The sequence below is a fragment of the Exiguobacterium sp. PFWT01 genome (assembly GCF_018255795.1).
Taxonomy (GTDB): Bacteria; Bacillota; Bacilli; order Exiguobacteriales; family Exiguobacteriaceae; genus Exiguobacterium.
In genome coordinates this window covers 2761032-2785543 of sequence record NZ_CP073755.1, presented here as the reverse complement: position 1 = coordinate 2785543, position 24512 = coordinate 2761032, and the positions used below count along the sequence as shown (strand labels likewise).

17 protein-coding genes and 1 pseudogene are annotated in these 24512 nt (G+C 48.9%); 8 read left to right on the top strand and 10 right to left on the bottom strand.

Going from position 1 to position 24512, the window contains the following annotated elements; all coding sequences use genetic code 11:
- Nucleotides 1-167: 167 nt before the first annotated feature.
- From KD909_RS14455 to KD909_RS14430, 6 genes are all read right to left on the bottom strand, one after another.
- Nucleotides 168-2228 (bottom strand): PAS domain S-box protein, encoded by a 2061-nt coding sequence (locus KD909_RS14455; RefSeq protein ID WP_211781976.1) that lies wholly within the window; start codon nt 2226-2228, stop codon nt 168-170.
- A gap of 112 nt (nt 2229-2340) precedes the next feature.
- Nucleotides 2341-3525, bottom strand: a complete 1185-nt coding sequence (locus KD909_RS14450) for an MFS transporter (RefSeq protein WP_211782906.1) — start codon at nt 3523-3525, stop codon at nt 2341-2343.
- Nucleotides 3526-3687: 162 nt separating this feature from the next.
- A complete protein-coding gene (locus tag KD909_RS14445; RefSeq protein ID WP_211781975.1) occupies nt 3688-5697 on the bottom strand; it encodes a catalase in 2010 nt (669 codons plus the stop codon).
- Between the two features lie 123 nt (nt 5698-5820).
- Nucleotides 5821-6474, bottom strand: coding sequence for a hypothetical protein (locus tag KD909_RS14440; protein ID WP_211781974.1), 654 nt, complete (start codon nt 6472-6474; stop codon nt 5821-5823).
- 48 nt (nt 6475-6522) lie between these two features.
- Complete coding sequence (locus tag KD909_RS14435; protein WP_211781973.1) at nt 6523-7725, bottom strand: NAD(P)/FAD-dependent oxidoreductase; 1203 nt, start codon at nt 7723-7725, stop codon at nt 6523-6525.
- 100 nt (nt 7726-7825) lie between these two features.
- Nucleotides 7826-11332 carry a chitobiase/beta-hexosaminidase C-terminal domain-containing protein gene (locus KD909_RS14430; RefSeq protein WP_211781972.1) on the bottom strand — a complete coding sequence of 1169 codons (3507 nt, stop codon included), beginning with the start codon at nt 11330-11332 and terminating at the stop codon, nt 7826-7828.
- A 374-nt stretch (nt 11333-11706) separates the two neighbouring features.
- Here KD909_RS14430 and KD909_RS14425 point away from each other — a divergent pair, with 374 nt between their 5' ends.
- The 4 genes from KD909_RS14425 to KD909_RS14410 all read left to right on the top strand — a co-directional run bounded on the left by KD909_RS14425 (nt 11707) and on the right by KD909_RS14410 (nt 14909).
- Nucleotides 11707-12468 (top strand): alpha/beta hydrolase, encoded by a 762-nt coding sequence (locus KD909_RS14425; RefSeq protein ID WP_074035137.1) that lies wholly within the window; start codon nt 11707-11709, stop codon nt 12466-12468.
- A gap of 131 nt (nt 12469-12599) precedes the next feature.
- Nucleotides 12600-14255, top strand: coding sequence for a glycoside hydrolase family 13 protein (locus KD909_RS14420; RefSeq protein WP_211782905.1), 1656 nt, complete (start codon nt 12600-12602; stop codon nt 14253-14255).
- Between the two features lie 54 nt (nt 14256-14309).
- A complete protein-coding gene (locus KD909_RS14415; RefSeq protein ID WP_211781971.1) occupies nt 14310-14648 on the top strand; it encodes a hypothetical protein in 339 nt (112 codons plus the stop codon).
- 57 nt (nt 14649-14705) lie between these two features.
- The gene (locus KD909_RS14410; RefSeq protein ID WP_015880320.1) at nt 14706-14909 is read left to right on the top strand and encodes a YwbE family protein; all 204 of its coding nucleotides are present in this window, start codon (nt 14706-14708) and stop codon (nt 14907-14909) included.
- Nucleotides 14910-15222: 313 nt separating this feature from the next.
- Here the strand turns inward: KD909_RS14410 and KD909_RS14405 are convergent.
- Nucleotides 15223-16568 (bottom strand): annotated as a pseudogene (locus KD909_RS14405) (IS1182 family transposase); the annotation flags it as partial.
- A gap of 335 nt (nt 16569-16903) precedes the next feature.
- Nucleotides 16904-17884, bottom strand: a complete 981-nt coding sequence (locus KD909_RS14400) for a hypothetical protein (protein ID WP_211781970.1) — start codon at nt 17882-17884, stop codon at nt 16904-16906.
- 420 nt (nt 17885-18304) lie between these two features.
- Here KD909_RS14400 and KD909_RS14395 point away from each other — a divergent pair, with 420 nt between their 5' ends.
- Nucleotides 18305-19777 carry an alanine/glycine:cation symporter family protein gene (locus KD909_RS14395; protein ID WP_211781969.1) on the top strand — a complete coding sequence of 491 codons (1473 nt, stop codon included), beginning with the start codon at nt 18305-18307 and terminating at the stop codon, nt 19775-19777.
- 50 nt (nt 19778-19827) lie between these two features.
- On the opposite strand, the gene KD909_RS14390 is transcribed toward KD909_RS14395, so the two are convergent.
- On the bottom strand, nt 19828-20628 hold the full coding sequence (locus KD909_RS14390; RefSeq protein WP_211781968.1) for a formate/nitrite transporter family protein: 801 nt from the start codon (nt 20626-20628) through the stop codon (nt 19828-19830).
- A gap of 93 nt (nt 20629-20721) precedes the next feature.
- Entirely contained in the window at nt 20722-21111 is a 390-nt protein-coding gene (locus tag KD909_RS14385) for a VOC family protein (RefSeq protein WP_015880325.1), read from the bottom strand.
- 80 nt (nt 21112-21191) lie between these two features.
- Here KD909_RS14385 and KD909_RS14380 point away from each other — a divergent pair, with 80 nt between their 5' ends.
- Genes KD909_RS14380 through KD909_RS14370 form a run of 3 tightly spaced genes read left to right on the top strand, consistent with a single transcriptional unit; the run spans nt 21192 to nt 24477 of the window.
- Nucleotides 21192-22310 (top strand): GTPase, encoded by a 1119-nt coding sequence (locus KD909_RS14380; RefSeq protein WP_211781967.1) that lies wholly within the window; start codon nt 21192-21194, stop codon nt 22308-22310.
- Between the two features lie 13 nt (nt 22311-22323).
- Nucleotides 22324-23466: a YcjF family protein gene (locus KD909_RS14375; protein ID WP_015880327.1), complete on the top strand. Its 1143-nt coding sequence runs from the start codon at nt 22324-22326 to the stop codon at nt 23464-23466.
- 48 nt (nt 23467-23514) lie between these two features.
- Nucleotides 23515-24477, top strand: coding sequence for a 2-hydroxyacid dehydrogenase (locus tag KD909_RS14370; RefSeq protein WP_211781966.1), 963 nt, complete (start codon nt 23515-23517; stop codon nt 24475-24477).
- Nucleotides 24478-24512: the final 35 nt, after the last annotated feature.

The following is a 24512-nucleotide window of genomic DNA, read 5'->3' as shown; positions in this document are numbered from 1 at the left end:
GAACAATAAAAAAACTTCGCCCATTCGGTAATATAACGTGAATAGAGTTTAAAGTCAAAGGATAACTCAATCAATTTATCTTAAAAATGAATAAAATTGAATGTATTGATGTTTAATGTTCGTATTTTATGATTTATTTTCGATGTTTCACGTGAAAAAAGGACCACTTATTGGTGGTCCTTTGCGAGTGCATATTGATTTCTTCCGCCTGCTTTGGCTTCATAGAGAGCGAGGTCGGCACGTTTTAGTAACTGCTTGGTCGATAGTCCTTTCACATATCGCGCGCCCCCGACACTTGAAGTCGTGATGAACGTATGTTGGTCGATTTCCCATGGACGCTGAAGTGCTTGAATGATTTTTTCTGCAACGCGGTGCAAGGCTGTTGAATCGGTGAAGCGAATGAGGACGGCAAACTCGTCACCGCCAAGTCTCGCAATCATATCTTGTTTGCGAAGCACGGAGGTCAATCGACGAGCGAGTTGTCGCAAGAGCTCATCGCCCACATCATGACCGAACGTATCGTTGATTTGTTTGAACCGGTCGACGTCAAGGGCGAGGACGGCCAATTCACCTTGCTCGAATTCGGTTCGATCGATCGCTTCCTCGAGGTAGGCGAGGAAGAAACGACGGTTCGGTAAATCGGTCAGCGTGTCATGATACGCCAAATGTTTCAGCTGTTTCTCGAGTGCCTTTCGCTGCATGATTTCTCGGCTGACCGTCAAGTAGTGAAGGAGATGTCCGGACTCATCATAGATGGCCTGAATTTTCGTTTCGAGCCAAATCCAGCGCTGATCAGCATGAAAATGACGGAACTCAAGGGTCAAGGACACGTCTTGTTCCTTCATTTCTTTCAACTGTCCTCTGATGACGTGGATGTCGTCCGGATGGATATAGTCGAGCGTATTCTTCCCTTCGTAATACCCGGCCGCGAAGCCGAGCACGGTACGGTGAGAAGGGGACGCATAGCGAACGGTACCATCCCGCTCTAGTATGCAGACGAGGTCGCTCATGTTTTCTGTGATCAATCGATATTGTAACTCACTTTGTCTTAACGCTTGTTCCATTTCACGTTTTTCCGTGACATCACGCAAAATCGTAAGGACGGCCGTCTCTCCCTCATAATCGATGAGAAGGCTACTGATATCCATTTGGAGCTTGTCTCCACTCGGTGTCACGATGACCATTTCCGTATCTTGGACGGGACCTCCGAGTTCGAGTGAGGCGAGTCGTTGACGGGTGGACTGATGATACTCTTCTGCGATGAATGAAAAAATCGATTCACACTCAAGATAGGTTTCCCCGATTGTGGCGAGTGCCATCGCGTTCGCATATAAAATCTGTCCTTCCTGATGCACGATGATGCCCTCCGGAATCGTCTCAATCAATTGACGATAACGACGTTCGCTTTCGACCGTGGCACGCTCAGCGTTCTTCTCTGGCGTCAAATCGATGATGATTGCAAACAGGCCGGTGATGTTACCGCCGACCTCGATTGGAATGTTGAGGACGGTTAAATCGAGTCGTTCACCGGATTGATGTTCAGCGTAAATGGAATACTTGTGTGGAATCCCAGACAGCGTGAATTGTAACCCTTTCCTGACCCGAGATCGCTCACTCTCGGGAAGCCAGTGCAGGAACGGCTGGTGAAGCATATCTTGTTCCGTATGACCCGTGATAACCGTGACGGCCGGGTTGATGGATTTGATGTTCAGCTGGTGGTCGAGCACAAAGATGCCATGAGGAGAATACCGTCGTAGCGACTCGTGATGATCTTTTAAGATCGACAATTCGAGTTCGCGACGCTTCCGTTCCGTCACTTCACGAACGACGGAAACGATATGGGTACAGATTCCCTCATCATTAAAAATCGGCGTCACTTCTGACTCGAAATAATGAAGGGGGAGCGTCAATACATCGTCCGCCTCGACCGTATCCGTATAAAAGGAGTCGGCCAGACGGTAATCTTCATAGACGACACTCTTTTTTGTACGAATCGCTTCATCGTAATACTGTGTAATAAGTGTAGCGGTCTCGGTCGGGACCAATTCGTCGATGGTCTTCCCGACATCCGCATCCGACCAATTGATGGCCCGTTTCCCAGGCTCGTTTACGAAGACGTAGCGATATGCTGAACCATCGACTTCCATAAAGAACACATAGTCTGAAATTTTATCGAACGTCCGTAGTAAAATCGATGCGTTGGATTGAAGTGTTTGGTCAGCTTTCATCTCGTCTCCCTCATTTCGTACATTCTATTTTTAACACGTCATTTTTATCTTACCGCATCATTCGACCAAATGTGTGAACTTTCAAAAAAAGACGGGATGTACGTACATCCCGTCAAGCCGCTTCGTTCAGTTGTTTTTGTTCGTTCCGTCCGTTCATGACGTAATACAAGAAAATGGTAAAGAGAACGACGCCTGAAAGAATCAAATAAAGGGTCGAGAAGCCTGTCAACGGAATCAACAACCCGATGAAATAGGGACCGAACCCTAGACCGGCATCAAGTGCGATGAAGAAGGTCGATGTCGCCATCCCCATTCGGTGAGGTGGAGAAGCCTTGACGGCGATCGCTTGGGTGCCGGATTGGATATTCCCGAAGCCTAATCCGATTAACGCACCGGCAAGTAGAAGCATCCAACCGCTATTCGCTTGGCTGAGCACGAGCAGTCCGATCGCGAAGATGGCGATTGCCGGATACATGACGACGTTCGCTCCGCGCGCGTCCATCAATTTTCCTGTGATTGGTCGTGATAACAGAACGGCGACCGAATAGACGAGGAAGAAGATACTCGCTGCCTCGATCAAGTCGAGTTCACTCGCGTAGAAGTTGATGTAGGACAAGACACTCGAGTAGCTTAGTGCGGCCATCCCGATAATCAAGGCAATCGGGAGCGCTTTAGGTTCGACGAACGATTTTAAAGAGAATCCGCGCACGACTTCCGGTGCGTCGACTTCCGGTACATTCACAAAGAACGTACTCGCCAAACTGATGACCCCGATCACAAAACAAAGGCCGAAGATGACGTTGAAGCTCGTGTGTTGGCTGAGGAGTAATCCGACGAATGGCCCGATGGCTGTCGCTAGAGTAGAACTCATGCTGTAGTAACCGATCCCTTCACCTTTTCGAGTCGCGGGAATGACTTGCGCGACGATGGTCCCAGTTGCCGTACTCGATAATCCCATCCCGAGTCCGTGTACGAACCGTGTCAGTAACAAGAAACCGACACCCCAATGGACGAAGTACAATAAAATCGTGGCGGTGAAAAAGATGAGCCCGATATAAAGCGTCTTCTTCCGACCAATCGAATCGATCAGTCGACCGATGAACAAGCGCCCGGTCAGCGTCCCGATGATGAAGATGCCGGTGACGAGTCCTGCTTGACTCGTGGTCGCCCCGTACGACTCGACGGCATGCACCCCGATGGTGACCATCAATAAGAAAAAGATGAGCGTCAGGAAGAAGTTGATGAGCGAGATGATTAAAAAGTCTCTCGTCCAAAGTTTTTGAATAGGTTGTTGCATCATACGTGACGCCTCCTTTTCTTCAAATTTAAATAGTTAATAAACATAACTAAAAGAGTATACCAAATCAAATTAGGATTGTCCGAGATGATGCACTGCATGCAGTGAATGACAGACATGAAAAAACTCGACTCGGGAATCGAGTCGAGTCAAGTGACATCGTTAGGCACGGTCCCAGAATCGGGCAGTCGCAATCCCATCGATGAACGCATTGAATCCATCGAGGTTATGCTCTTCAAACGTGAAGACACCAGGCTGGTCTTGCTTCACGCGACATGTGGCGAGTGCCTCTTTATGGTGTACGTGTAGGGCGAGCGGCTTATAGTGCTTGTACGTGTTCTCGATAAATTCGAGCACATCATCCTCGACAGTCGTCGCGGCACTCACTAAGAAGGCGGCATCGAAAAGGCTCGAGTCGACCGTATCGTACGTCTCCTTCACCTTCAGGTCACCAAGCATATACGCCTTCTTGCCAACGAGGCTGTAGTTGACGTTGTGATCGGCGAGCGTCTGCACCCACTGTTTCACCTGATTCGCATCCACGTCACCGGCCAGGAGAAGGGCGACGCTCTTCGTATCTGGCTTTTTGATCGTGTTCGCCATCGAGAGGGCAGGGGACGTCTTATCTGACTGGACCTCATTATTCTCTTCGGGCACATGTACTCCTAAGTTGTCGGCGACGACTTCAGCGAGATGACGATCGATGCGGTTCAATAAATCGACGGCGTTCTCTTTCACCATGTCCGACTCACATTTTCCGAGCTCAAAACTGCAGGCATCTTGGATGTGTTGTTTTTCGACATCGGTCATGCTGTTGTAGAAGAGCTTCGCCTGTGAGTAGAAATCAAGGAAGCTGTCACTACGTCCCCGAATCTTATGTCCATCGACTTTCTCTTGATAGTGCTCAAATCCACCTTGGTCGGCTGGTACGGGTTCAGGCTGATTGTTATTGAGCGCGTTTTTGTGATAGCTCGTCTGACCTTTATGGACGGCCATCTGATGCATCCCGTCCCGCTGGTTGTTGTGGAACGGACAAACGGGCTTGTTGATTGGGATCTGGTGGAAGTTTGGTCCACCGAGACGTGAAAGCTGCGTGTCCGTATACGAGAACAGACGACCTTGTAAGAGCGGATCGTTCGAGAAGTCGATTCCTGGGACGAGATGACCCGGGTGGAAGGCGACTTGTTCGGTTTCCGCGAAGAAGTTGTCGACGTTTCGATTGAGTATCATCTTCCCGACGAGTTTCACTGGAATCTCTTCTTCCGGCCACAGTTTGGTCGGGTCTAAGATGTCGAAGTCATAGTTGAACTCGTCTTCTTCCGGGATCAGCTGCAGGCCGAGCTCCCATTCCGGATAGTCGCCTTTATTGATGGCTTCATACAAGTCGACACGGTGGAAGTCAGAGTTTTTCCCGACTGCCTTTTGGGCTTCGTCCCATACTTGTGAATGAACCCCGAGCTTCGGTTTCCAATGGAATTTGACGAAATGCGCTTTTCCTTCCGCATTTACGAGACGGAACGTATGCACCCCGAACCCTTCCATCATGCGTAGACTACGCGGAATTCCCCGGTCACTCATCGCCCACATGACCATATGAGCGGTCTCATGGTTTTGTCCGACGAAATCCCAAAACGTATCGTGCGCGCTTCCCCCTTGCGGCACTTCCGTATGTGGTTCAGGCTTCACAGCGTGGACGAGGTCCGGGAACTTGATGGCATCTTGGATAAAGAAGACTGGGATGTTGTTTCCGACTAAATCGTAGTTCCCTTCGTCTGTATAGAACTTCGTCGCAAAACCACGGACGTCACGGACCGTATCCGCGGACCCGCGTGAGCCTTGGACAGTCGAGAAACGGACGAATACGGGTGTCGTCTTCGAAGAGTCATTCAAAAAGTTCGCTTTTGTGAACTCGGCGAGCGGTTCATACACCTGGAACTCTCCATGTGCTCCTACGCCGCGCGCATGGACGATCCGCTCCGGAATCCGCTCATGGTCGAAATGGGTCATCTTCTCGCGGAAATGGAAATCCTCGATCAATGTCGGACCACGACGTCCTGCTTTCAGCGAGAATTCGTCTTCCGCCATCTTCAGACCTTGATTTGTCGTCAAGCCAGCTTGTTGTTCGTTATCAATCGTATGTTGTTTTAACTGCTCTTCTTTCTTGTTCCCCATGTGATTGCCTCCCTTAAGTATGACTGACCGTCGTAAGTCACCATTTGACCTACTGTATCGGTGTTCCCTAACGCCAATAAAAAAATCCCTCTTTTTCAAAAAAGAGAGATTTCACACAAACATTTATAATGCGGCCCATACATGCTGTTTCAATACGATTTGTTGTACCACTTTAGGGTCGAGTTCGTATTCAGTGGCAATGAGTCGTGTCACTTTCGCTTTCGCATCGGGGTCATCAGGATTCTGCTTCGTATATTGATCTTGCCATGACCTCCAAATTTGAATTTCTGTATCGGTCAATTTGGTCGTCCATTCTTTTTCTCGAAGTTGCCAACCGAACATCATGTCGTCTGTTTGACCGGGTTCCACCCAGTCTGCGAGTCCATAGTCGCCTTCCGGAGCGAATACGGCTTCACCGAGTGGCGGTTCCGTCCCGATATAGGCAGCATCATCATAAAATCGTAACAAGGCGGCCTGGAATTGATCTGACTGTTTTACGTCATCGATGACGTCATGGCTGACGGATTGAAGCTCATCCGTACTCGGGTTCCCATGTACGACGATGTCGTATTCATATCGAATAACACCGTCTTGTTCGATTGGTGTACGTTCTTCAATCGTATATATTTCCTCGGAAATGGATGCTTGTTCAGCCTTTAACTGCGTCGTGGGGACGGATTCCTGCGGCCAGAACCAAATGGCGCAACCGAGAGGGACGAGGAATACGGCAAGACGACGTAGTCGGTACACCCTGTTTGATTTTCTTTTTTTCTTCAATCCAAAAACACTCCTTCAATGATGTAACAATCCCCAAAATGTCGGGGATTACGTTCGATCTAAACGAACGAGGTCCGCATCGGGATGCGACTGACCACGAACGAGAGCACTCAAAATACGAGAGCCAAGCATGCTATACACGGTCCCATTTCCCCCATATCCGAGCAAGTAAAACAAGTTCGGTCGATTCGGGTGCTCCCCGATGAACGGGAGTTGGTCCACCGACTCTCCAAACAAGGCGACCCAAGCATAATCGACTTCTAGGTCATACATCGGGAAGAGCTCGGCGATTTTTTCTTTCACTCGTTCCGCCCGATCGTTCATGAGCGCCTCATCGTGCGGCGTTTCGGCCTTGTCTTCGTCAAGCCCACCCGCGATAATTCGCCCGTCCGGAGTCGTGCGCAAATAGAGATATGGTCGTTTCGTCTCCCAAATGAGCGCGCGTCCTTCCCATTCGCTGAATTCGGCGATCGGATTCGTTGCGATGGCGTATGACCGATTCAAATCGATCCGATGGGAGTCGAGTAGGGGAGCTGGCCCATAACCTGTCGCAAAGATGACTTTATTCGCTTTAAATGTCCCGTTTGAGGTGATCACGATCCATCCATCACCATCAGATACGACCTCATCCACCGACGTCTCTTCAAAAATCGGGACATGTTGTTTCGATAAATGACGGATGATTTGACGACTGAGCGTGAGCGGATTGACCTCGGCATCACCTTTTGTGATGAGGGCCGCCGGTTTTTCAAATGGGAAGCGTTCGCGTAGTGCTTCACGATCCAACCACTCCACATCAAAACCGTGTTTGGCTAGCATCTCATACTCACGTTGCAATTTGGCAACATCGTCCTCTTCACTCGCAAAACAAAGGCTGTCCCGTCGAATATATATATCGGATGCATCGACATCTTTCGCCACCTGATCGAGCGATTCGACGGCGTCGAGACATAATTGATAGAAGCGTACCGCTGCCGCTTCTCCAATTTTTTCTGCGAGTTCATGTAACATGATGTCATTTGAATATTGAATTAAACCGGTATTTGCTGATGTGCTTCCGGTACCGACTTTTCGCCCATCGAGCACCGCAAAATCGACGCCATCCTGCTGTAACGTATAAGCCGTCAACGTTCCGGACATACCGGCTCCGATGACGAGTACGTCGTAATGCTCCTTTTTGTCAGGTTTTTCTAACACGACGTCCTCTGATTCGGTCGTTGGCCAATATAAATCTCCGTTATACAATTCCATCGGTCTCATCCTCCATGATATTCAGTATCTTCCTCTTTATCCCCGCTTCAATAGAGGTGAAACCAAAAAACCGCAGACGATGTGTCTGCGGTTCGACATATTATTTCTTGATGATGATGGATGAAGGAGAAGCGCCTTTCGTATATGTGATGCGCTGGACATTTTTTGCCCCGCGAATCTCGGCTAGATTCTTCCCGTCCACAATCACTTCTTTCACCGTCGCACCTTTGAAGTCGATGATGGCACCAGCTTCTTTTGGTTTCACTTGAACGACGATATTTTTCAATGGGTCTCCTGTCAATTCCGTGTATACGCCACGAACGAAGATGCCATTTTTGAAGTTCGTGCCTTTTCCGATTGTCACGCCGATATAATCCTCTTGAAGGACGAGGCGTGCAGCTGGATGATTTTCAACGGTATAGCGTGTCAATTCCACTTCTGGTTCCGGTGTGAAATCGATCTGCGCAAGGACTGGATCGTGGTCACTCGCACGACCTGACATCTCAGTGAAGTCCGAGTTGACGTGAATCATGTCAATCTTCGTAGAAGCGGCCAAGCGATTCGAGACGAGGATGTGATCGAGTACTTGTGAGTTCCCTTGATACACATACGAGTAACGGTCGACAGCCGGGACTTTCTCGACCATGTTCGTCATCAAGTCGCCTTTGAAGATTTGGAGCGCATCCGAGAATTCGAAATCGTTGAAGTCTCCGAGTGCGACGACGTTCGCTTCTGGATTTTTCGTCTTCACGTCTGCGACGAAGTTGTGGACGACTTGTGCGATTTTCTTACGTTGCACTTCACTTCCGAGTACGACCGGTTGTTGTGAACCGAAGAAGCCAGTGTCGCCACCTTTTGAGTTCCAATGGTTCGCGATCACGATGACGTTCTCGCCTTGGAAGTCGAATTGAGCAGCTAACGGTTTACGCGAACGTGAGAACGCTTCGTTCATCGGGTCGATGCGTCCCGGGTTGTGCGTCAATTTCCCATCGGCGTATCCGACGGCCGTCGTCGCGTCACCAGCAGGAATTCCCTCCGTCAATGACACGCGCTCAGGATCGTACAAGAAGCCGACACGGATGTTGGCATCTGGGGCGCCTCCGTCTTGGTTGTTCTCTGGGTCGATGTTGACGTATTTATACGTCTTCCCACCGACAGCGACAATGTTATCGATTAAGCGCTGATAGCTCTGGTCAGCGGCAGAACCTGCTCCTTTATCCTGTCCATCGTTGTCTTGTACTTCCGTCACACCGATGATGTCAGGGCTGTTCAATTCGTTGACGAACGCTTTCGCCAGTTTGAGTGCCTTTTCATCTGATGTTTCTTTGATGTTGTTCGAGAAGTTCTCTAAGTTATACGATGCAATCGTTAATTGATCTTCTTCTGCCTCGATGAATGTCTTCTCACGCTGCGCATCTCCTTTGACGAAGGCAGCTTTCATGTCTTCAAGTGAGGCTTGAATCTTATAGTTACCGAACGAATAGCCGACAACACCGACAATCGGTCCATTGAAGCGGTCGCCCGTCGCGACATCGAATTCACGCGCTTCCGCGTTCGGTTCGAGACGGAACTGAATGCGTTCCGGGTTTGCATCGTTCTTTTTCAATAAGACGCCGCCATTGTACGTCTCCGTTGGCGTATCCTCGAGAACAGTCACCAAATCACCGTATTCTTGTGGTCCGACCGACTTCAACTTGTTCGTTTGAACACGCATTCCTTCAAGGCTCTCCCAGAAGTCGATGGCATCCTTCTCCGGATTGAAGACGGCGAGGTTGTCGCTGTCGATAAACTCGGTCGGAAGGTTTGAGGCATCAATCGTAATTGGAGTCGGAAGGGTGACACCACTCGCGACGACTTCAACTTTTCCGTTACGTGTATCGATTTGTGTCATCTTCATATCTGTCTGTTGACGGTCGCTGTATCCTTCAATCGCATACTCGCTCACTTTTCCGTTCACTTTGACGAGGTCCCCGACTTGAATGCCAGCAATCGAACGTCCGCCGTAAAGGACAATCCCTTCAGATGTCCGTGCATCGTCATCGGCTTCCGAATCAGGCGTTTGGATGAAGTAATAGGTCGTTCCACTTGAGACGAACGTAGATGTGACGATTCCTTCGACACCTTCAACCGTCTGTCCGTTCATCGGAGTCGTATGGTTCGCACCTTGGATGTCGTGAATGCGAATCTTGTCTGTGATCTTATAAGAGAATGTTGAGACGGCGCTGAACGAGTCGCCTGTTTTCACGACCGTTTTCAACGTCGTCGAGTTTTCAATGCGGATTGGGTTTTCGTAACGAAGCCCATTCTCTTTTGGATCAGAGCCGTCGAGTGTATAGAAAATCTCTGCGTCTGCTGTCGTTGTCGAGAGCGTCACGTCTTGTGGACCAACGAATGTACCGGCACCTGGTTTCGCGACAGCCGGCCGAAGAACGGACGTATCGATAACTGTGTCCGCCGGGTCACGAGGGATGATTTGGTACGTATCGTCAAACTGTTGAACGATTCCTGTGATCGATGAATAGTTCACATCCGTCTGTAAATCAAGGATGCCTCGCTCGTCGCGAACGACGAACTCCTTCGTTCCGTCCGTCGCCGTCAAGTTCTGACCGCTACCTGTGAGTGTGACATTTTTGACGGTAACGAGTTCGGATTCGACGTCCTCGTTGATTTGTTCCCCTGTCAAGACTTGGGCAGTAGGAAGTGTTGCTGCTTGTTTTGAAACAACGACAGCGCTGTTCAATTGAAGAAGCTCACGGTACGAACCGACGACCCCTGTGACAACGACCTCGTCCCCGACGTTGACGGCAAGAGATGTCGGACGGATAGACAGACCACCTGTTGCGTCTTGAATGGAGATGGTATTCGCTAATTTAGCCGTGACGACTCCTTTTACGGTGACCGTCTCATTTTCTGCCTTTGTTCGTGCATCAGCAATTGAAATTGGTGTGATTGGTGCAGAAGGCTCCGTTGTGCCGCCATCTCCGTATTCGACGCCTTGGAACGTATGTAACCCGAGATTGTCGAACGTGTCTTGTGGTGTCGATGACCATTCGACAGCCGGGTCGAAGGCATCACTGCCATCACTGTCTCCCTTTGTGACCGTGTCTTTACGGATGAGCGATTGGTCAGCAGTCGCAACGGTCGTTCCCCATTTTGTCCCTGGGTCGAAGCCGAGTTGACCGAAGACATCAAGAACCGTGTCTCCTTTTTTCAAGACGATCGTGTCATCCCCGTTGAAGTTCGTCACGGCACTCACCGTATCCGATTTTGCTTTCAATGTGTCCGACGCACTGCCGTTCACAATGACATATGTAGCTCCTGGTGCGAGTGTGCCCGTCAAATTCAATGTATTTCCGGCAGTCGTACCTCCGTTTGAATACAGTTCAATTTTGTAAGCGGAAAGGTCGATTGTCGCGTTCGTTCCGTTGAATAACTCGATTGCTTTATTGTTGCTCGATCCTTCTACGTACTCTGAAATGAAGAGGTCTGATGCGTTCAACGTCTCGGCGTTTACGTTTGCCGCAATCGGCGTCATACTGCTGACGATGAGTCCTGCTGATAAGGCGAGGCCAGTGACTGCCTTAAATGATTGTGTTGGTTTCCCCATGTGTAAGTCTCCCTTAGATGTAATGGTCTAATCCGATTTCCCCAACTTGCGTCGTTATAAATAAGTGAATTTATATCCTCCTTTTTCAAAAAAAACGACATGATAGCGCTTACATTACTTTTCTTGTGACGAATCCCTTGAAAAATTATTCGTGTATTGTCAAAAATAACACGTTCATTTCCCAAGTTTTTTTACTACATGTTAAACATAACCAAGCAGACGTCAGAACTCAATCCACTAAACACGAAGTTATGATTACATTTTGATTACAAGATAAATGTAATCGGAAGAACTTGACGAGTAGCTTAAGAACTTTTACACTCTTCTAATACGAATTAATTGTATCGGTTAAGTTGGAATTAAAGGAGGCACTAATGAAAGCAGTCAATTACCCAGTCATTCCTGGAGCAGGCGCATTTTATTATGAAGGAAACGAGATCGGTATTTTGCTTTGTCACGGCTTTAACGGGACACCTCAAAGTGTACAGGACGTCGGAATTGAGTTGATGAAGCAAGGGTTCACGGTCTATGCCCCGCGCTTGAAAGGGCATGGGACACATCCGGAAGACTTTCGATGTTCGACGCATCGATGTTGGTATAAAAGTGTGACGAAAGGAATCGAGCGGTTGCGCGAGTCGTGTCAGACGGTCATCGTCGTCGGTCAGTCAATGGGTGGGACGTTGGCACTCAAGGCTGCCCTTGAAGGAAAGGCGGATGCGATTGTGACAATCAATGCCGCGTTATCGGTACCAGGATATGCGTGTCATGCGTCGGATACCGAGTGTCGATTTATCGACGAAGATGCGCCCGACATCTTGGCAAAAGACGTATATGAGATTGTCTATGACCGTGTGCCTACAAGAGCGATTCGGGAATTGCTTTCGCTGATTGACGAGGTGCGACCGCACGTCGGAGCGGTTGATGTGCCGACATATGTCATCCATTCTGCTGTCGACAACGTAGTACCGCCTTCCGACTCCATCTGGTTGTTCGAGCAGTTACAAGGAACAAAAGAATACGCGGTGCTTCCTAACTCGTATCACGTCGCGACGATGGACCATGATTGGAAGCATTTGTCGAAGCTGATCACGACCTTCTGTGAACAGGTTGGGGCGCGCCATCAAAATGCAGTGTAAAACTGCATTTTTTTGTGGGCTCATTCTTTGCAAACGCTTGCACTAGTGCTATGGTAGATGTGAATCATACCTTATTGTAGGAGGCACGGTGCCGTATGGAGACGTTGTTCAGCCAAACGAAACAAACAGAAATCAGTCGTGTATGGTGGAAAGAGGCCATCGCCTATCAAATTTATCCAAGAAGTTTCAACGATTCAAACGGGGATGGAATCGGTGATCTTCGCGGAATCATTGAAAAGCTCGATTACTTAGAAGACCTTGGAATTGATGTCATTTGGATTTGTCCGATGTACAAATCGCCAAATGATGATAACGGATATGATATCAGTGACTATCAAGACATTATGGACGAGTTTGGGACGATGGAGGATTTTGATGCCTTGCTAGAGGCAGTGCACGCACGAGGGATGAAGCTGTTGCTCGACCTCGTCGTCAACCATACGTCGGACGAACATCCATGGTTCCTTGAATCGAAGAGCTCGAAAGACAATCCGAAACGAGATTGGTATATTTGGCGAGATGGGAAAGATGGGATGCCACCGAGCAACTGGGCGAGTATCTTTGGTGGGTCCGCTTGGGAATATGACGAACCGACCGATCAATATTACTTGCACGTCTTCTCGAAGAAACAACCCGATTTGAATTGGGAAAATCGTGACGTTCGAACGGCTGTCTATGACATGATCAACTGGTGGCTCGATAAAGGGGTCGACGGATTCCGTGTCGATGCGATCAGTCATATTAAAAAGATGCCGACGGAGACGATGCTACCTTCTCCGGATGGAAAGCCGATCGTGACGGCGTTTTCGATGTACTCGAATATCGATGGAATCCATGAATATCTACAAGAGATGAAGCGAGAAACGTTCTCCAAATACGACATTATGACCGTTGGGGAGACGAACGGAATCGAGCCGGAAGAAGCCGACCAATGGATGGGACCTGAGAATGGTGCGATGAATATGGCCTTTCACTTTGATCATGTCGATATCATGCGACGGTCACGTCTTGCCCCGCTCGATGTCGTCGAGCTGAAACGGATCTTCGATAAATGGCAACAAGGATTACGCGAAACCGGGTGGAACGCGTTATACATTGAAAATCATGACATGGTGCGAGCGGTCTCGCTCGTCGGGGATGAGCATCATTATTGGCGTGAAAGTGCCACGGCGCTTGGGATGATGTACTTCTTCATGCACGGGACACCATTCATTTATCAAGGACAAGAAATCGGGATGAAGAATGTGCCGCTCCCATCCATTCATGACTATGATGATGTCGCGACGAAAAACGAGTACTTCGAACGCATCGCGAACGGGATGAGTGAAATCGACTCGATGCAACAAGTATGGGGCACATCTCGTGATAACGTCCGGACACCAATCCAGTGGGATGCCTCACCTTATGCTGGTTTCTCGACGACGACCCCGTGGATGCCGATTCACGAAGAGTATGAGACGCTCAACGTCGAGGCACAGCGAAACGACCAGCATTCGATCCTGTCGTTCTATAAGGAGATGATCCGTCTTCGTCGAGCTGAGGAGACGTTTACGTATGGTCGTTATCGTGACGTCTTGCCTGAACATAAGCAAGCCTTCGTCTATGAGCGTACGTTTGAGAACAACCGCTTCTTCGTGGTCGTCAACTTGACCGCCAATCCGGCAGAAGTGACCGTTCCGGAAATTGCAGGCGCCACGCTTGTCATGACGAATGAGATTGACCCCGAGACGATTGATACGGAAACGTTTATGCTTCGACCATTCGCAGCACGGTTATATCGTTTATGATAGAAAGGTACCTTCTGAGGAGGGTACCTCTTTTGAATGAAGGGTGGGACGAGGATGCATACGATTGAATTTTCTAATGACAACGAGGTCGTACGCATGGTCATTGGTGGTGCCGATCGCGAACGGTTGGAATTGATGATTGATGAGCGACGCGTTACGATTTACGTGAAAGCGTATCTCGATTTTGGAGAGGCGTTCGCCAAGGCGTTTCATTCGTTGAAAGGGACGGCCGCACTCCGTGATGTGGAAGGACAGTATGTCATGGATGTGATCTTTTCGTATCGAGGGGTCAGCGTTCGATTGCATGATCCGTTTCCTAAGAAGACGCTTCAGACCGATCAAAGTTACATGACAGAAACGATGCGACAAATCGGCATCTGGAATAGGCTGTGACAAATGAGGGAAAAGAGCATATGATAGAGATTGACTAAATGGAAAGGGGTGTCGGGTATGGATGGAACGAAACGTGCTGACATTCGCCCAGGACTCCACGTCCAAATCGTTTTAAAACAAGATCAACGAAGCGGAAAGCTGACGAAAGGCGTCGTTCAAGATATATTGACGAACTCGCCACGTCATCCGCACGGAATCAAAGTGCGTTTGAGCGATGGACAGGTCGGTCGTGTGAAAGTGATCGAAGCTGGAGGTGAGTAAGATGAGTGAGAAAAAACTATCTTTTCAAGAGGCGATGAAACAAAAGCTGGCAGAGAAGAAGCAAAATCAAACGAAGGTTCCCACGGGTTTACATGGTACAAAACAGAAACCGTTGACGAGCCAATTGACGAAAAAACCAAATAACCAGAAGAAACGTACTGGTATATAAAAAGCAGTCGCTCCTCAAAAGCGACTGCAGGCTGTTGACGAACCAAATCGCATATGGCGATTTGGTTCGTCTTTTTTTATGTTCAACGAGCTTGAGGCGTTCTGCCCGACAAAAGATTGAAGAAATGTTATGTAGACGGTCCTTTCTGGCCAACAGGTTGGCCAGCTTCTTCATGTTTTGTGCGGTGGCTGCCACCAGATTGGCGCGTTGGACCTTCGCGGTCCCCCTGTAGAAGGTGAAACGGAGCCCGTGGAGCTCTTTCCCATCGGCGAACGAGCGCTCGACGGTCTGCGGCCGCAGTCGGTAGAGGGATTTCCCAGACGCGGACAGGCGGTTCTCGTTCACCTGCTCGCGGTAATGTTCATCGACGTGGCGTGTGATGTCCCTTCGGTGCGTCCGGCTGGACGTGCACTTCTCGAGGAGAGGGCAGTTCTGACAGATGGAGGGGTCGGAGACGTAATGGTGATAGCCGTGGCGGTCCGTCGTCTGATAGGTGAGGCGCTGTCGCGCCGGACAGAGATATGCATCTTCCTCGGGCAGGTACGTGTACCGGGTCTTGCGGAACATCCCTTTCTTCCCGCCGAAACGCCTCCGGGCGATGACCCCGAAGATGCCCCGTTCGACGAGCGCCTTCGCGATCCCGGTTGTGAAGTAGCCTGCATCGAGTGCGACCGCCTCGAGCGGGAAATGGAAACGTTCGAGGACATGGTCGAGCCGATTGAGATAGACGGTGCTGTCCGAGACGTTCCCGGGTGTGACGTGTACATCGACGATGAAATTGTGCTTGGCGTCGACCGTCCGATGCGCCAGCCAGAAAAAGCCTTCCGGCTTCTGGTCACGATACATGTATCCCGCATCCGGGTCGGTCCGGCTCATCTTGACGAGCCGGCGCTCCCTCTTCTCAGATGCCGGTTTCAGTTCTTTTTTCCGCGTTCGGCCCGTTCCTCGTTCACGCGGGTGAGAAGCTCGTCCTCGATCGCACCGACGACCCGTTCGACCTCTACCTTGTCGAATTTCTTCTTGTTCGCGTTCGCCCGGATGTGCGTGGAATCCGTGATCAGGATGCGTCCGGAGACGAGACCGTGAGATTCCGCCTGTCGGACGATGTCCTCGAAGATTTGTTGGAACACGTCGTTCCCCTGAAAGCGTCGGCGGTAGGCCTGGCTGATCGTCGAATGGTCGGGAACCTTCTCATCGATGCCGAGACCGAGGAACCAGCGATAGGCGAGGTTCGTCTGAACCTCCTTCACGGTCTGGCGCACGGAACGGATGTTGAACAGGGGTCCGAGTAGGATGATCTTGATGATGATCTCCGGATCGATGCCGGGCGTACCGGTGTTCGAATAGAGCGGGGCGCAGAGCCGGTGCACGATCGAGAAGTCGATGTGACGGTCGAGTCTCCGGACGAGATGATCCTGCGGGACCAGCTGGTCCAACGTGGTCTTCGACTGGATCGGTTCATGTCGTTTCTCAGAATGGGCGCGATACATATCGGGTTCCTCCTTTTGATGACGAGCGAACTTGGTGTTTACCTTCTTCTTTCCCCGTTTGTAAGGGTTCGAAGTATGTATCGGGCTTTTTCTTCGGCCATCGAGGCCTCAGAAAAAGAAAAATGGCCGCCAAAGGTGGCGACCATTCGTGTGACTCGTCCTACGGCGTCCCGACTCCTGCAGGAAAGCAATCCGACGGAGACCCAGCAGCGACCTGAGTCGCGATGCGGCTCCGGGATTGCCTGCGGAAAGCGTGGGCGCCGGAAGGACGAGTTCGAACATCTTATTTGTCAACAAGCTGCAGTCGCTCCTCAAAAGCGACTGCTTTTTATCTGTTAATCGTGTAACGTGTTTACGAAATAACCATTGTTAAACTGATCGAGAAGTTTTTGATAGTATTTCATTTGATCTATATTTTTGTTTGCAAGAGCCACTTCTGCACCAGACAATAGTTCACCCACGGTTAAGCTAGTTGATACACCACTGTCCTTATAAACGAGCTCAAGGCTCAAGAACGATGGGTCATTTAATAGTACATTGATTTTTGCGGCTGTTAATTGCATAATCAAACGTTTTTCTTCAGTCATTGATTTCGGCGAGCTTGTCATTAGTGCGGACAAGGCCTTTTGTCCTTCGAGCGTACTGACATCATAAGCAATTCCTTGAATATAAACGATTGAGCCATATTCGAACGATACTTTCTCATAGTTGAAGATGTTTTTCCAAAAACCGATTGTATATACCCCATAATCAACCTCTGGTGGTGGTGGTGTACAATCTTCAACGGTCAGTGTCACATATCGTACCCAAGGATTTCCTGTACCCGGATTACCAGGATAAGCAGTTTCCGTTTCTCCATTAACGATTGTATCTAGGTGGAGGAAGACGTTAAATTGGAAACCGTCTGATTTTAGAACGCTTTCGTTCACACCAAGATAACTTGCTAACGAAGCGTAAGGAATTAAGAGATGTGTTGGATCGACGAGGGATTTTGTTTTAAACTCATATGCGCCAGGACTACCGCGCTCAAGCGATTCACTGGTTAATCGAAAATCAATTTTAATATTTTCAGGTACGTCGGCTAACGTCACTCCGTCATTTAAATCGATGACAATTTTTAAGCCTTCCGCGACAAACTCAAAATCGACGACTCCAATCGGGATGTTTTGCCCTGCATAGATGGTAGAATCAGAAGTCGTGGATACACACCACTGTGTCCCTCCGGTCGCTTCCGCCACATTTCCCTTCATAGGCAACAATGACAACACGAAGGCCAATATAACGAACCAAGATAACCACTTCCGATGTCTTTTCATGATTCTTCCTTCTTTCTTCTAGATGACTTTTCATGGTGAACAGAAGGTGGAGACTATAATTATGTAATACCCTGTACAAGTGAAAAACATTGATTGATTAGTGAAAAAAAGTATAAAAAATGAATGATATTCATGTGAGACCGTGTAATGAAAAGACACGGCAAATAAGAAAATGAAGTAAAAATAATGAAATTATGTTTTTCTATACGCACTATAAATCATGATTTAATATTTCTAAACATTTTATGTAAGCGCTTTAAGTGCTTGTAAATAAGGAATCTCGCTTATATGATGTGAAAAAAGAGTGAAATGACCTATAAAAAAATTATTGATAATTGTCAGAATCTTTGTATAATTCAGAACTAAGACATCATAAAAAATTCTCAACTTCAGATTCACACAACAGGGAGGAACTTATTCATGGAAGCGATTCAAGGTATGTTACAAGGAAGCGTCGACTTTTTGAACAACATCTTATGGTCGTACGTATTGATCGCCGTTCTCGTTGGAGCCGGGATCTACTTCACGGTCAGAACACGTTTTATGCAGTTCCGTTACTTAAAAGAAATGTTACGTACGGTGACAGATAAATCGGACGTTACACTTTCAAAAGACGGGAAGAGTATTTCTTCAATGAAATCATTCTTTATCGGTGCCGCGACTCGAATCGGTACAGGTAACCTTGCCGGGGTCACGGTAGCGGTCACAATTGGTGGACCAGGAGCGGTCTTCTGGATGTGGATCGTCGCCCTTCTCGGTGGTGCGACAGCCATGATTGAAAGCACGCTCGCTCAAGTATACAAAGTGAAAGACGATGTCGCGTACCGCGGTGGTCCGGCTTACTACATCGAAAAAGGTTTAAACAACCGTGCACTTGGAATCGTATTCGCGGTTCTCATTGCTGTCACATTCGGACTCATCTTCAACTCTGTTCAATCGAACACAATCGCTGCAGCATTCGATAACGCATTTGGAATCGATGCGGCGATCGGCGGAGCAATCTTAGTTGTTCTTACTGGTCTTGTCATCTTTGGTGGTGTACAACGTGTCGCGAACTTCTCGGCGATCGTCGTACCAGTCATGGCTGTTCTCTACCTTGCCATCGCACTCTACGTTGTCGCTGTGAACTTTGCTGAACTTCCAGGCGTCTTCGCTATGATTTTCCAAAGCGCATTTGGTTTGAACGAAGCAGTCGGTGGTTCAATCGGTGCTGCAATCTCAATGGGTGTACGCCGTGGACTCTTCTCGAACGAAGCAGGTATGGGTTCTGCACCAAACGCAGCAGCTGCTGCTGAAGTATCGCACCCTGCGAAACAAGGTTTCCTTCAAGCACTCGGTGTATTCTTGGACACGTTGATCGTATGTACAGCAACTGCAGCGATCATCCTTCTCTCAGACAGCTACGCTGCTGGAAATGGTGAAGGGATTGTCCTTCTTCAAAACGCATTGACTGAACAAATCGGAGCACTTGCCCCAGCATTCATCGCTGTCAGCGTCTTCTTGTTCGCCTTCAGCTCGATCGCAGGAAGCTACTACTACGGTGAAACGAACATCGAATTCATTAAGAAGAGCAAAGGTGCAGTTCTTGGATTCCGTCTTGCGACAATGGCATTCGTCTTCATCGGAGCGGTCGCAAGCCTTGGATTCGTATGGAGCCTCGCTGACCTCTTCATGGCAGGGATGACATTGATCAACATCGCGGCAATCACATTGCTCGGTGGCGTTGCCTTCAAAGTTCTTAAAGATTACGAAGAGCAACGAGCTCAAGGTCTCAACCCACGCTTCTCGGCTCGTAAACTCGGTATCGAGAATACAGAGTGCTGGGATGTGGAAGAAGACGAAGTGGCACAAGGTACTGTTCAAGCAGCAGCAGCCGACGCTTCAAAATCATAATTCGTGAAATGCAACAAACAGGGACCCTGCTAATCGGGGTCCCTGTCTTTTTATGCATGATAACGTATCGGCTTGACGGTTTGTTCCGTCTCCGATTTGTTCAAATACAAGTAACTTCCGGCAACGAACAACGCACCACCGACAATATTACCGAGTGTGGCGAAGAATAGATTGTAAAGGGCACCGCTAAAGGTGACGAGGTCCGACGGTACATAGTGGAGCGCGAGAGCGAAAACGCCCATGTTCGCAATCGAGTGCTCGAATCCAGCGGCGAAAAATACGACGACCGGAAGCATCGTCAGCATAATCTTCGCGACATCATTGTTCGTTTTGAGTGGCATGAAGATGGCCAAACAGACGAGCACGTTACATAAGATTCCTTTCAAGAAAATAGCAAGGGCGTCACCACCGATTTTCTTCGCGGCGACGACAGCGAGCAAATGGTCCCCCGTCACGTCACCCATACTGTGAGCCCCGATGACGAGAAGCGATAGCAAGACGGCACCGATCAAGTTACCGACCCAACTGAGTCCCCATATCTTTGCGAGGTCGAACCAAGCGACACGTCCTCGTTTTGCACCAGTGTAGAGATACATGGTGTTGCTCGTGAACAACTCTCCCCCCATCCAGACGATGAAGACGAGTGCCACCGAGAAACTGGCGCCTGCAATCAGCATCGTACCGGGAACATCGATGAACATGTTTCCGACGGTGAATGAGAAGACGACTCCAATCCCGATTAAAAAACCAGCGATTATCGATCGTAACATGTATTGAGGAAATGAATGTTGAAGCAATGATGATTTCTTGAATGCGGCTTCTTCCATATAATCGACGACTTGCTTTTCCATGAAAAGACCTCCTTTAGACCCTTTCAGTCTAGGAGGTCGACGTGAAGTTTGCAATTGTTTTCACAAACTTTCAAGAAGTTCTCGAGAAACCGTTCACATTGCTGCCACGAGTTCAACTTTGATGCGGTCCGGGTCTTCAAAAAATAGTGCTGTATAGTTTGGGCCACCTGCGTGGGGGAAGCGGTCCGCGTACAATTCACGAAACCCGTGAGATGCAAGTTGTTGTCGAACTTCTTCTAGTTGTGCGAGGGAGGACGCATGAAATGCCAAGTGATTAAGGCCAGTCTTTTTTCGGTGATAAGGTGGCGTCAGGTGGGCCTCTTCCGTTTGAACGAACACGAGATATGTCTCGCCGTAACGATAACTCCGTCCTTCGGGCCATGATTGATAGAGCGTGTACCCAAGTTGTTCACAGAGGAGCCATTCCCAGGCCTGTGTACTGTCATGTAGGTTCGAAACGTAAAGTTCGACATGGTGAAGCATGAGAATCATCCTTTCGATGGACGTTTGAAAATGGTCCGTTCGGTATAATTGAACTATACAACGAATGAGGGAGGAAGCGTATGGATCGGACAGGGCTCGTCTCAAATATTTTGATTGCTGGAAAGACCGGTGTCGGAAAGAGTGCGTTCATCAACTATATATATGGACATGACGTCGCCGAATCGCGTGCCGGAAGTCCGGTCACTCAAGAAGGGCTTCACGAATACGAGTATTACGATTTAGAACGGGGCATCTTGTTTCGTTTTTTCGATACGTGGGGGCTCGAGGCGGACCGCTCTGAAGAGTGGCACCAAGCGATCCTATCCATCGTCCATCAGCGTGAAGGCGCGCTCGATATCGCAGAGTGGTTTCATACGATTTACTACTTATTGTCGGTGCAGTCAGGACGTGTCGAGGCGTATGAGCTCGAGTCGATTTTAAAGCCATTATATGAGCGGGGGAGCAACGTCACTCTCATTCTGACTAACTTCAATGAAGACGACCCGATGAGTGTACAAAAGGCAGAGGCGATGGAACGGGTATTGTTACGCGAACTGCCGATTGAAGAAGAGGACATCATCCGTGTCAACAGTGTCGAAAAGAAATTACTCACAGGGAAACGCGTCCCGGTAAAAGGGTATGAAGAGGTATGGAAGCGGAATCGGACGAACCTGTGGAAAGACATCGAACGAAAACTCCCCATCAATCTGACGAATCATCTCCTAGACGAGTTAGAGGATTGGCGAATTCGGAGTATCGCTTCGGCAGAGACGATTCGGATGCTGACCCCGCAAGCAATGATCAGTTGGAAAGCTAGAAAAATAGAGAAAGATTTAGAAAAGACGCTCGAAGAGGCCGCTTTGACGACGGAAGAGGCGATGGCAGAAGGGGTGCGTCATTATATCCAACTCATGCAGCGATACCCACTCGTCGGAGAACAAGCAGACCTATTGTTTAGAACGAGACGAGTTGAGCTCGGATTCGACTATTCGTTCGGAAAAACAGTTCGAAAGATGGTTCTTGGAATGATTCCTGGGGTGCATTTCATCTATTGGGCATTCAAGCGTCGAACGGCAGAACGGGGAATCAAAAAAGCGATTGAACAGCAATACGCATCCGTAAGACAAACAATTGAAGAAGAGATTCGGCGCGGCTTTGAACGTGAGATGCGTCAGCTTGGTCGCACGCTCAACTCATAAGGGGGAAACGTAAATGGAATCGACGAAACGATTTGATTTTAAGGATTATGATGTAAAGGCAGAGCTCGAACGGCTACGGGGCAATGTCAAAAAACCAAACATCCTCATTGCGGGAGCAACGGGAGCAGGAAAGAGTTCTGTCGTGAACTACGTATTTGGACGTGATTTGACGAAAGTGGCAGCCGGGGAACCTGTCACAAGAGGAATTCATCAATATACGAGTGATGATATCGCAGTCACCTTGTTCGACAGTGAAGGATATGAGATCGGGAGTGCGCGGCAACAACATTACGAAGAGGAAGTCATCGGATTTGTAGAGAACGCAAAGCGGCAAGAAGCATCCAAACGAATCCATCTCGTCTGGTATACCATCAACGCTGCGACAAAGCGTGTCACGCCACTCGACAAGGCCTTGATTCGCCGTCTACGTGAATCGACAGCTGTCGCCGTCTTATTCACACAAATCGATCAGGTCGATTTAGATGAACTGACGGCATTGCGGAATGAACTGAATGGAATCCTTCCGGAAGATGCAATCTTCCAGGTCAGCATTTCTTCGGAAATATTGAACAATGAAACATTGCGGCAATACGTGGATTGGGAACGGTTGATTGTATGGTCAGTGGAACAGCTAGATGCTTCCTTACAGGAAGGGCTCTTGATGGAGATTCATGCAGAGAGTGAAACGATGCTCAAGTTAAAGCGTAAGAAAGCGAATCGAATCATCTCAGGCTATGTCGCAAGCGCGGGAACGGCTGCTGCGGTTCCGCTCCCATTTGCTGATGCCGTGGCATTGACGCCGATTCAGGTGACGATGAGCGTCCATCTGTTTCGTTATTGGGGTGTCAAAGCGAGTGATGATTTGTTGAAGACACTCATTGGGAGTACGATCATTCCACAAATCGGTCGCACGTTATCGAAAACGATTCTCTTGAACGTCATGAAGTTTTTCCCGGGAGCGAACGCCGCGGCCGGTGTCATCAATGCGACCGTCGCATCAGGGATCACGTGGGCCATCGGACTCGCCATTAACGAAATCGCCTATCGAAACGCTATGGATTCATCGAAAACGATTGAACAGTTGTTAAATCAAGAGTTCGGGTCACTGTTTGAACAGTATTTGAAGCAAAAGCCGAAGTCGGATCAACCCTCTTAACGCTTTCCATTTGTTAGACTACAAGTAAGTGTAGAGAGGGGGAGAAAGATGAAGAAACGAATCTATATTACGCGTCGCTTGCCGGAAGAGGCAGTCGAACCGCTTCGCGAACACTATGATGTAAGCATGTGGGAGCAGGAAGGGGAAAGTGTGCCGCGAGATGTGCTGTTAGAAGAAGCGTCATCTGCGCATGCGCTTTGGACCATGCTCAGTGACACGATTGACCGTGAAGTGTTTGAGTGTGCCACACAGTTAGAGGTCGTCTCCAATTTGGCGGTCGGATATAACAATATCGATTTGAACGCAGCGAAAGAGCATAGTGTCATCGTCACGAATACACCGGATGTTTTGACGGAAACGACAGCAGATTTGACGTTTGGGCTCATGATGATGACCGCACGACGTCTCGGAGAGGCGGAACGTGACTTGCGCGCCGGGGAGTGGAAATCCTGGCTGCCGATGGGCTACGTCGGGATGGACCTTTATCAAGCGAAATTGGGTATCATCGGCATGGGACGAATCGGTGAAGCGGTCGCACGTCGTGCAAGAGGGTTTGATATGGAGGTTCTATATCATAACCGGACACGGCGTCATGAGTCGGAGTCGATGTATGGCTTCACTTATGCGGAACTCGATGAGCTGTTGGCGCAATCTGATTTCGTCGTCGTTCTCGCGCCGCTCACGGACGAGACACGGGGCATGCTCGGAGCCGAAGAGTTTGCCAAAATGAAAGAAACCTCGATTTTCATCAATGTCGCTCGTGGAGAAATCATCGATGAACAGGCGCTATACGAAGCACTTAAATCGAAGAAGATTTGGGGAGCCGGGTTAGACGTATTCACGAAAGAACCAATCGACCTCGACCATCCATTATTGACGCTTCCGAACGTGACGACGTTGCCACATATCGGGAGTGCCTCGATTCGGACACGTCTGGCAATGATGGCATTGAATCGTGATGCCATCGCCAATGTACTCGAAGGGAAAGAACCGAAAAATCGTTTGACGTAAAAAGAGCCTGACGCACCCGCGTCAGGCTCTTTCTA

What these genes read in the sequence shown, in the direction of transcription:
- KD909_RS14415 (WP_211781971.1), top strand. Translation starts at nt 14,310, where the DNA reads ATGCATACGATTGAATTTTCTAATGACAACGAGGTCGTACGCATGGTC.
- KD909_RS14380 (WP_211781967.1), top strand. Translation starts at nt 21,192, where the DNA reads ATGGATCGGACAGGGCTCGTCTCAAATATTTTGATTGCTGGAAAGACC.
- KD909_RS14455 (WP_211781976.1), bottom strand. Translation starts at nt 2,228, where the DNA reads ATGAAAGCTGACCAAACACTTCAATCCAACGCATCGATTTTACTACGG.
- KD909_RS14370 (WP_211781966.1), top strand. Translation starts at nt 23,515, where the DNA reads ATGAAGAAACGAATCTATATTACGCGTCGCTTGCCGGAAGAGGCAGTC.
- KD909_RS14375 (WP_015880327.1), top strand. Translation starts at nt 22,324, where the DNA reads ATGGAATCGACGAAACGATTTGATTTTAAGGATTATGATGTAAAGGCA.
- KD909_RS14395 (WP_211781969.1), top strand. Translation starts at nt 18,305, where the DNA reads ATGGAAGCGATTCAAGGTATGTTACAAGGAAGCGTCGACTTTTTGAAC.
- KD909_RS14390 (WP_211781968.1), bottom strand. Translation starts at nt 20,628, where the DNA reads ATGGAAAAGCAAGTCGTCGATTATATGGAAGAAGCCGCATTCAAGAAA.
- KD909_RS14450 (WP_211782906.1), bottom strand. Translation starts at nt 3,525, where the DNA reads ATGCAACAACCTATTCAAAAACTTTGGACGAGAGACTTTTTAATCATC.
- KD909_RS14445 (WP_211781975.1), bottom strand. Translation starts at nt 5,697, where the DNA reads ATGGGGAACAAGAAAGAAGAGCAGTTAAAACAACATACGATTGATAAC.
- KD909_RS14425 (WP_074035137.1), top strand. Translation starts at nt 11,707, where the DNA reads ATGAAAGCAGTCAATTACCCAGTCATTCCTGGAGCAGGCGCATTTTAT.
- KD909_RS14410 (WP_015880320.1), top strand. Translation starts at nt 14,706, where the DNA reads ATGGATGGAACGAAACGTGCTGACATTCGCCCAGGACTCCACGTCCAA.
- KD909_RS14400 (WP_211781970.1), bottom strand. Translation starts at nt 17,884, where the DNA reads ATGAAAAGACATCGGAAGTGGTTATCTTGGTTCGTTATATTGGCCTTC.
- KD909_RS14430 (WP_211781972.1), bottom strand. Translation starts at nt 11,332, where the DNA reads ATGGGGAAACCAACACAATCATTTAAGGCAGTCACTGGCCTCGCCTTA.
- KD909_RS14385 (WP_015880325.1), bottom strand. Translation starts at nt 21,111, where the DNA reads ATGCTTCACCATGTCGAACTTTACGTTTCGAACCTACATGACAGTACA.
- KD909_RS14435 (WP_211781973.1), bottom strand. Translation starts at nt 7,725, where the DNA reads ATGGAATTGTATAACGGAGATTTATATTGGCCAACGACCGAATCAGAG.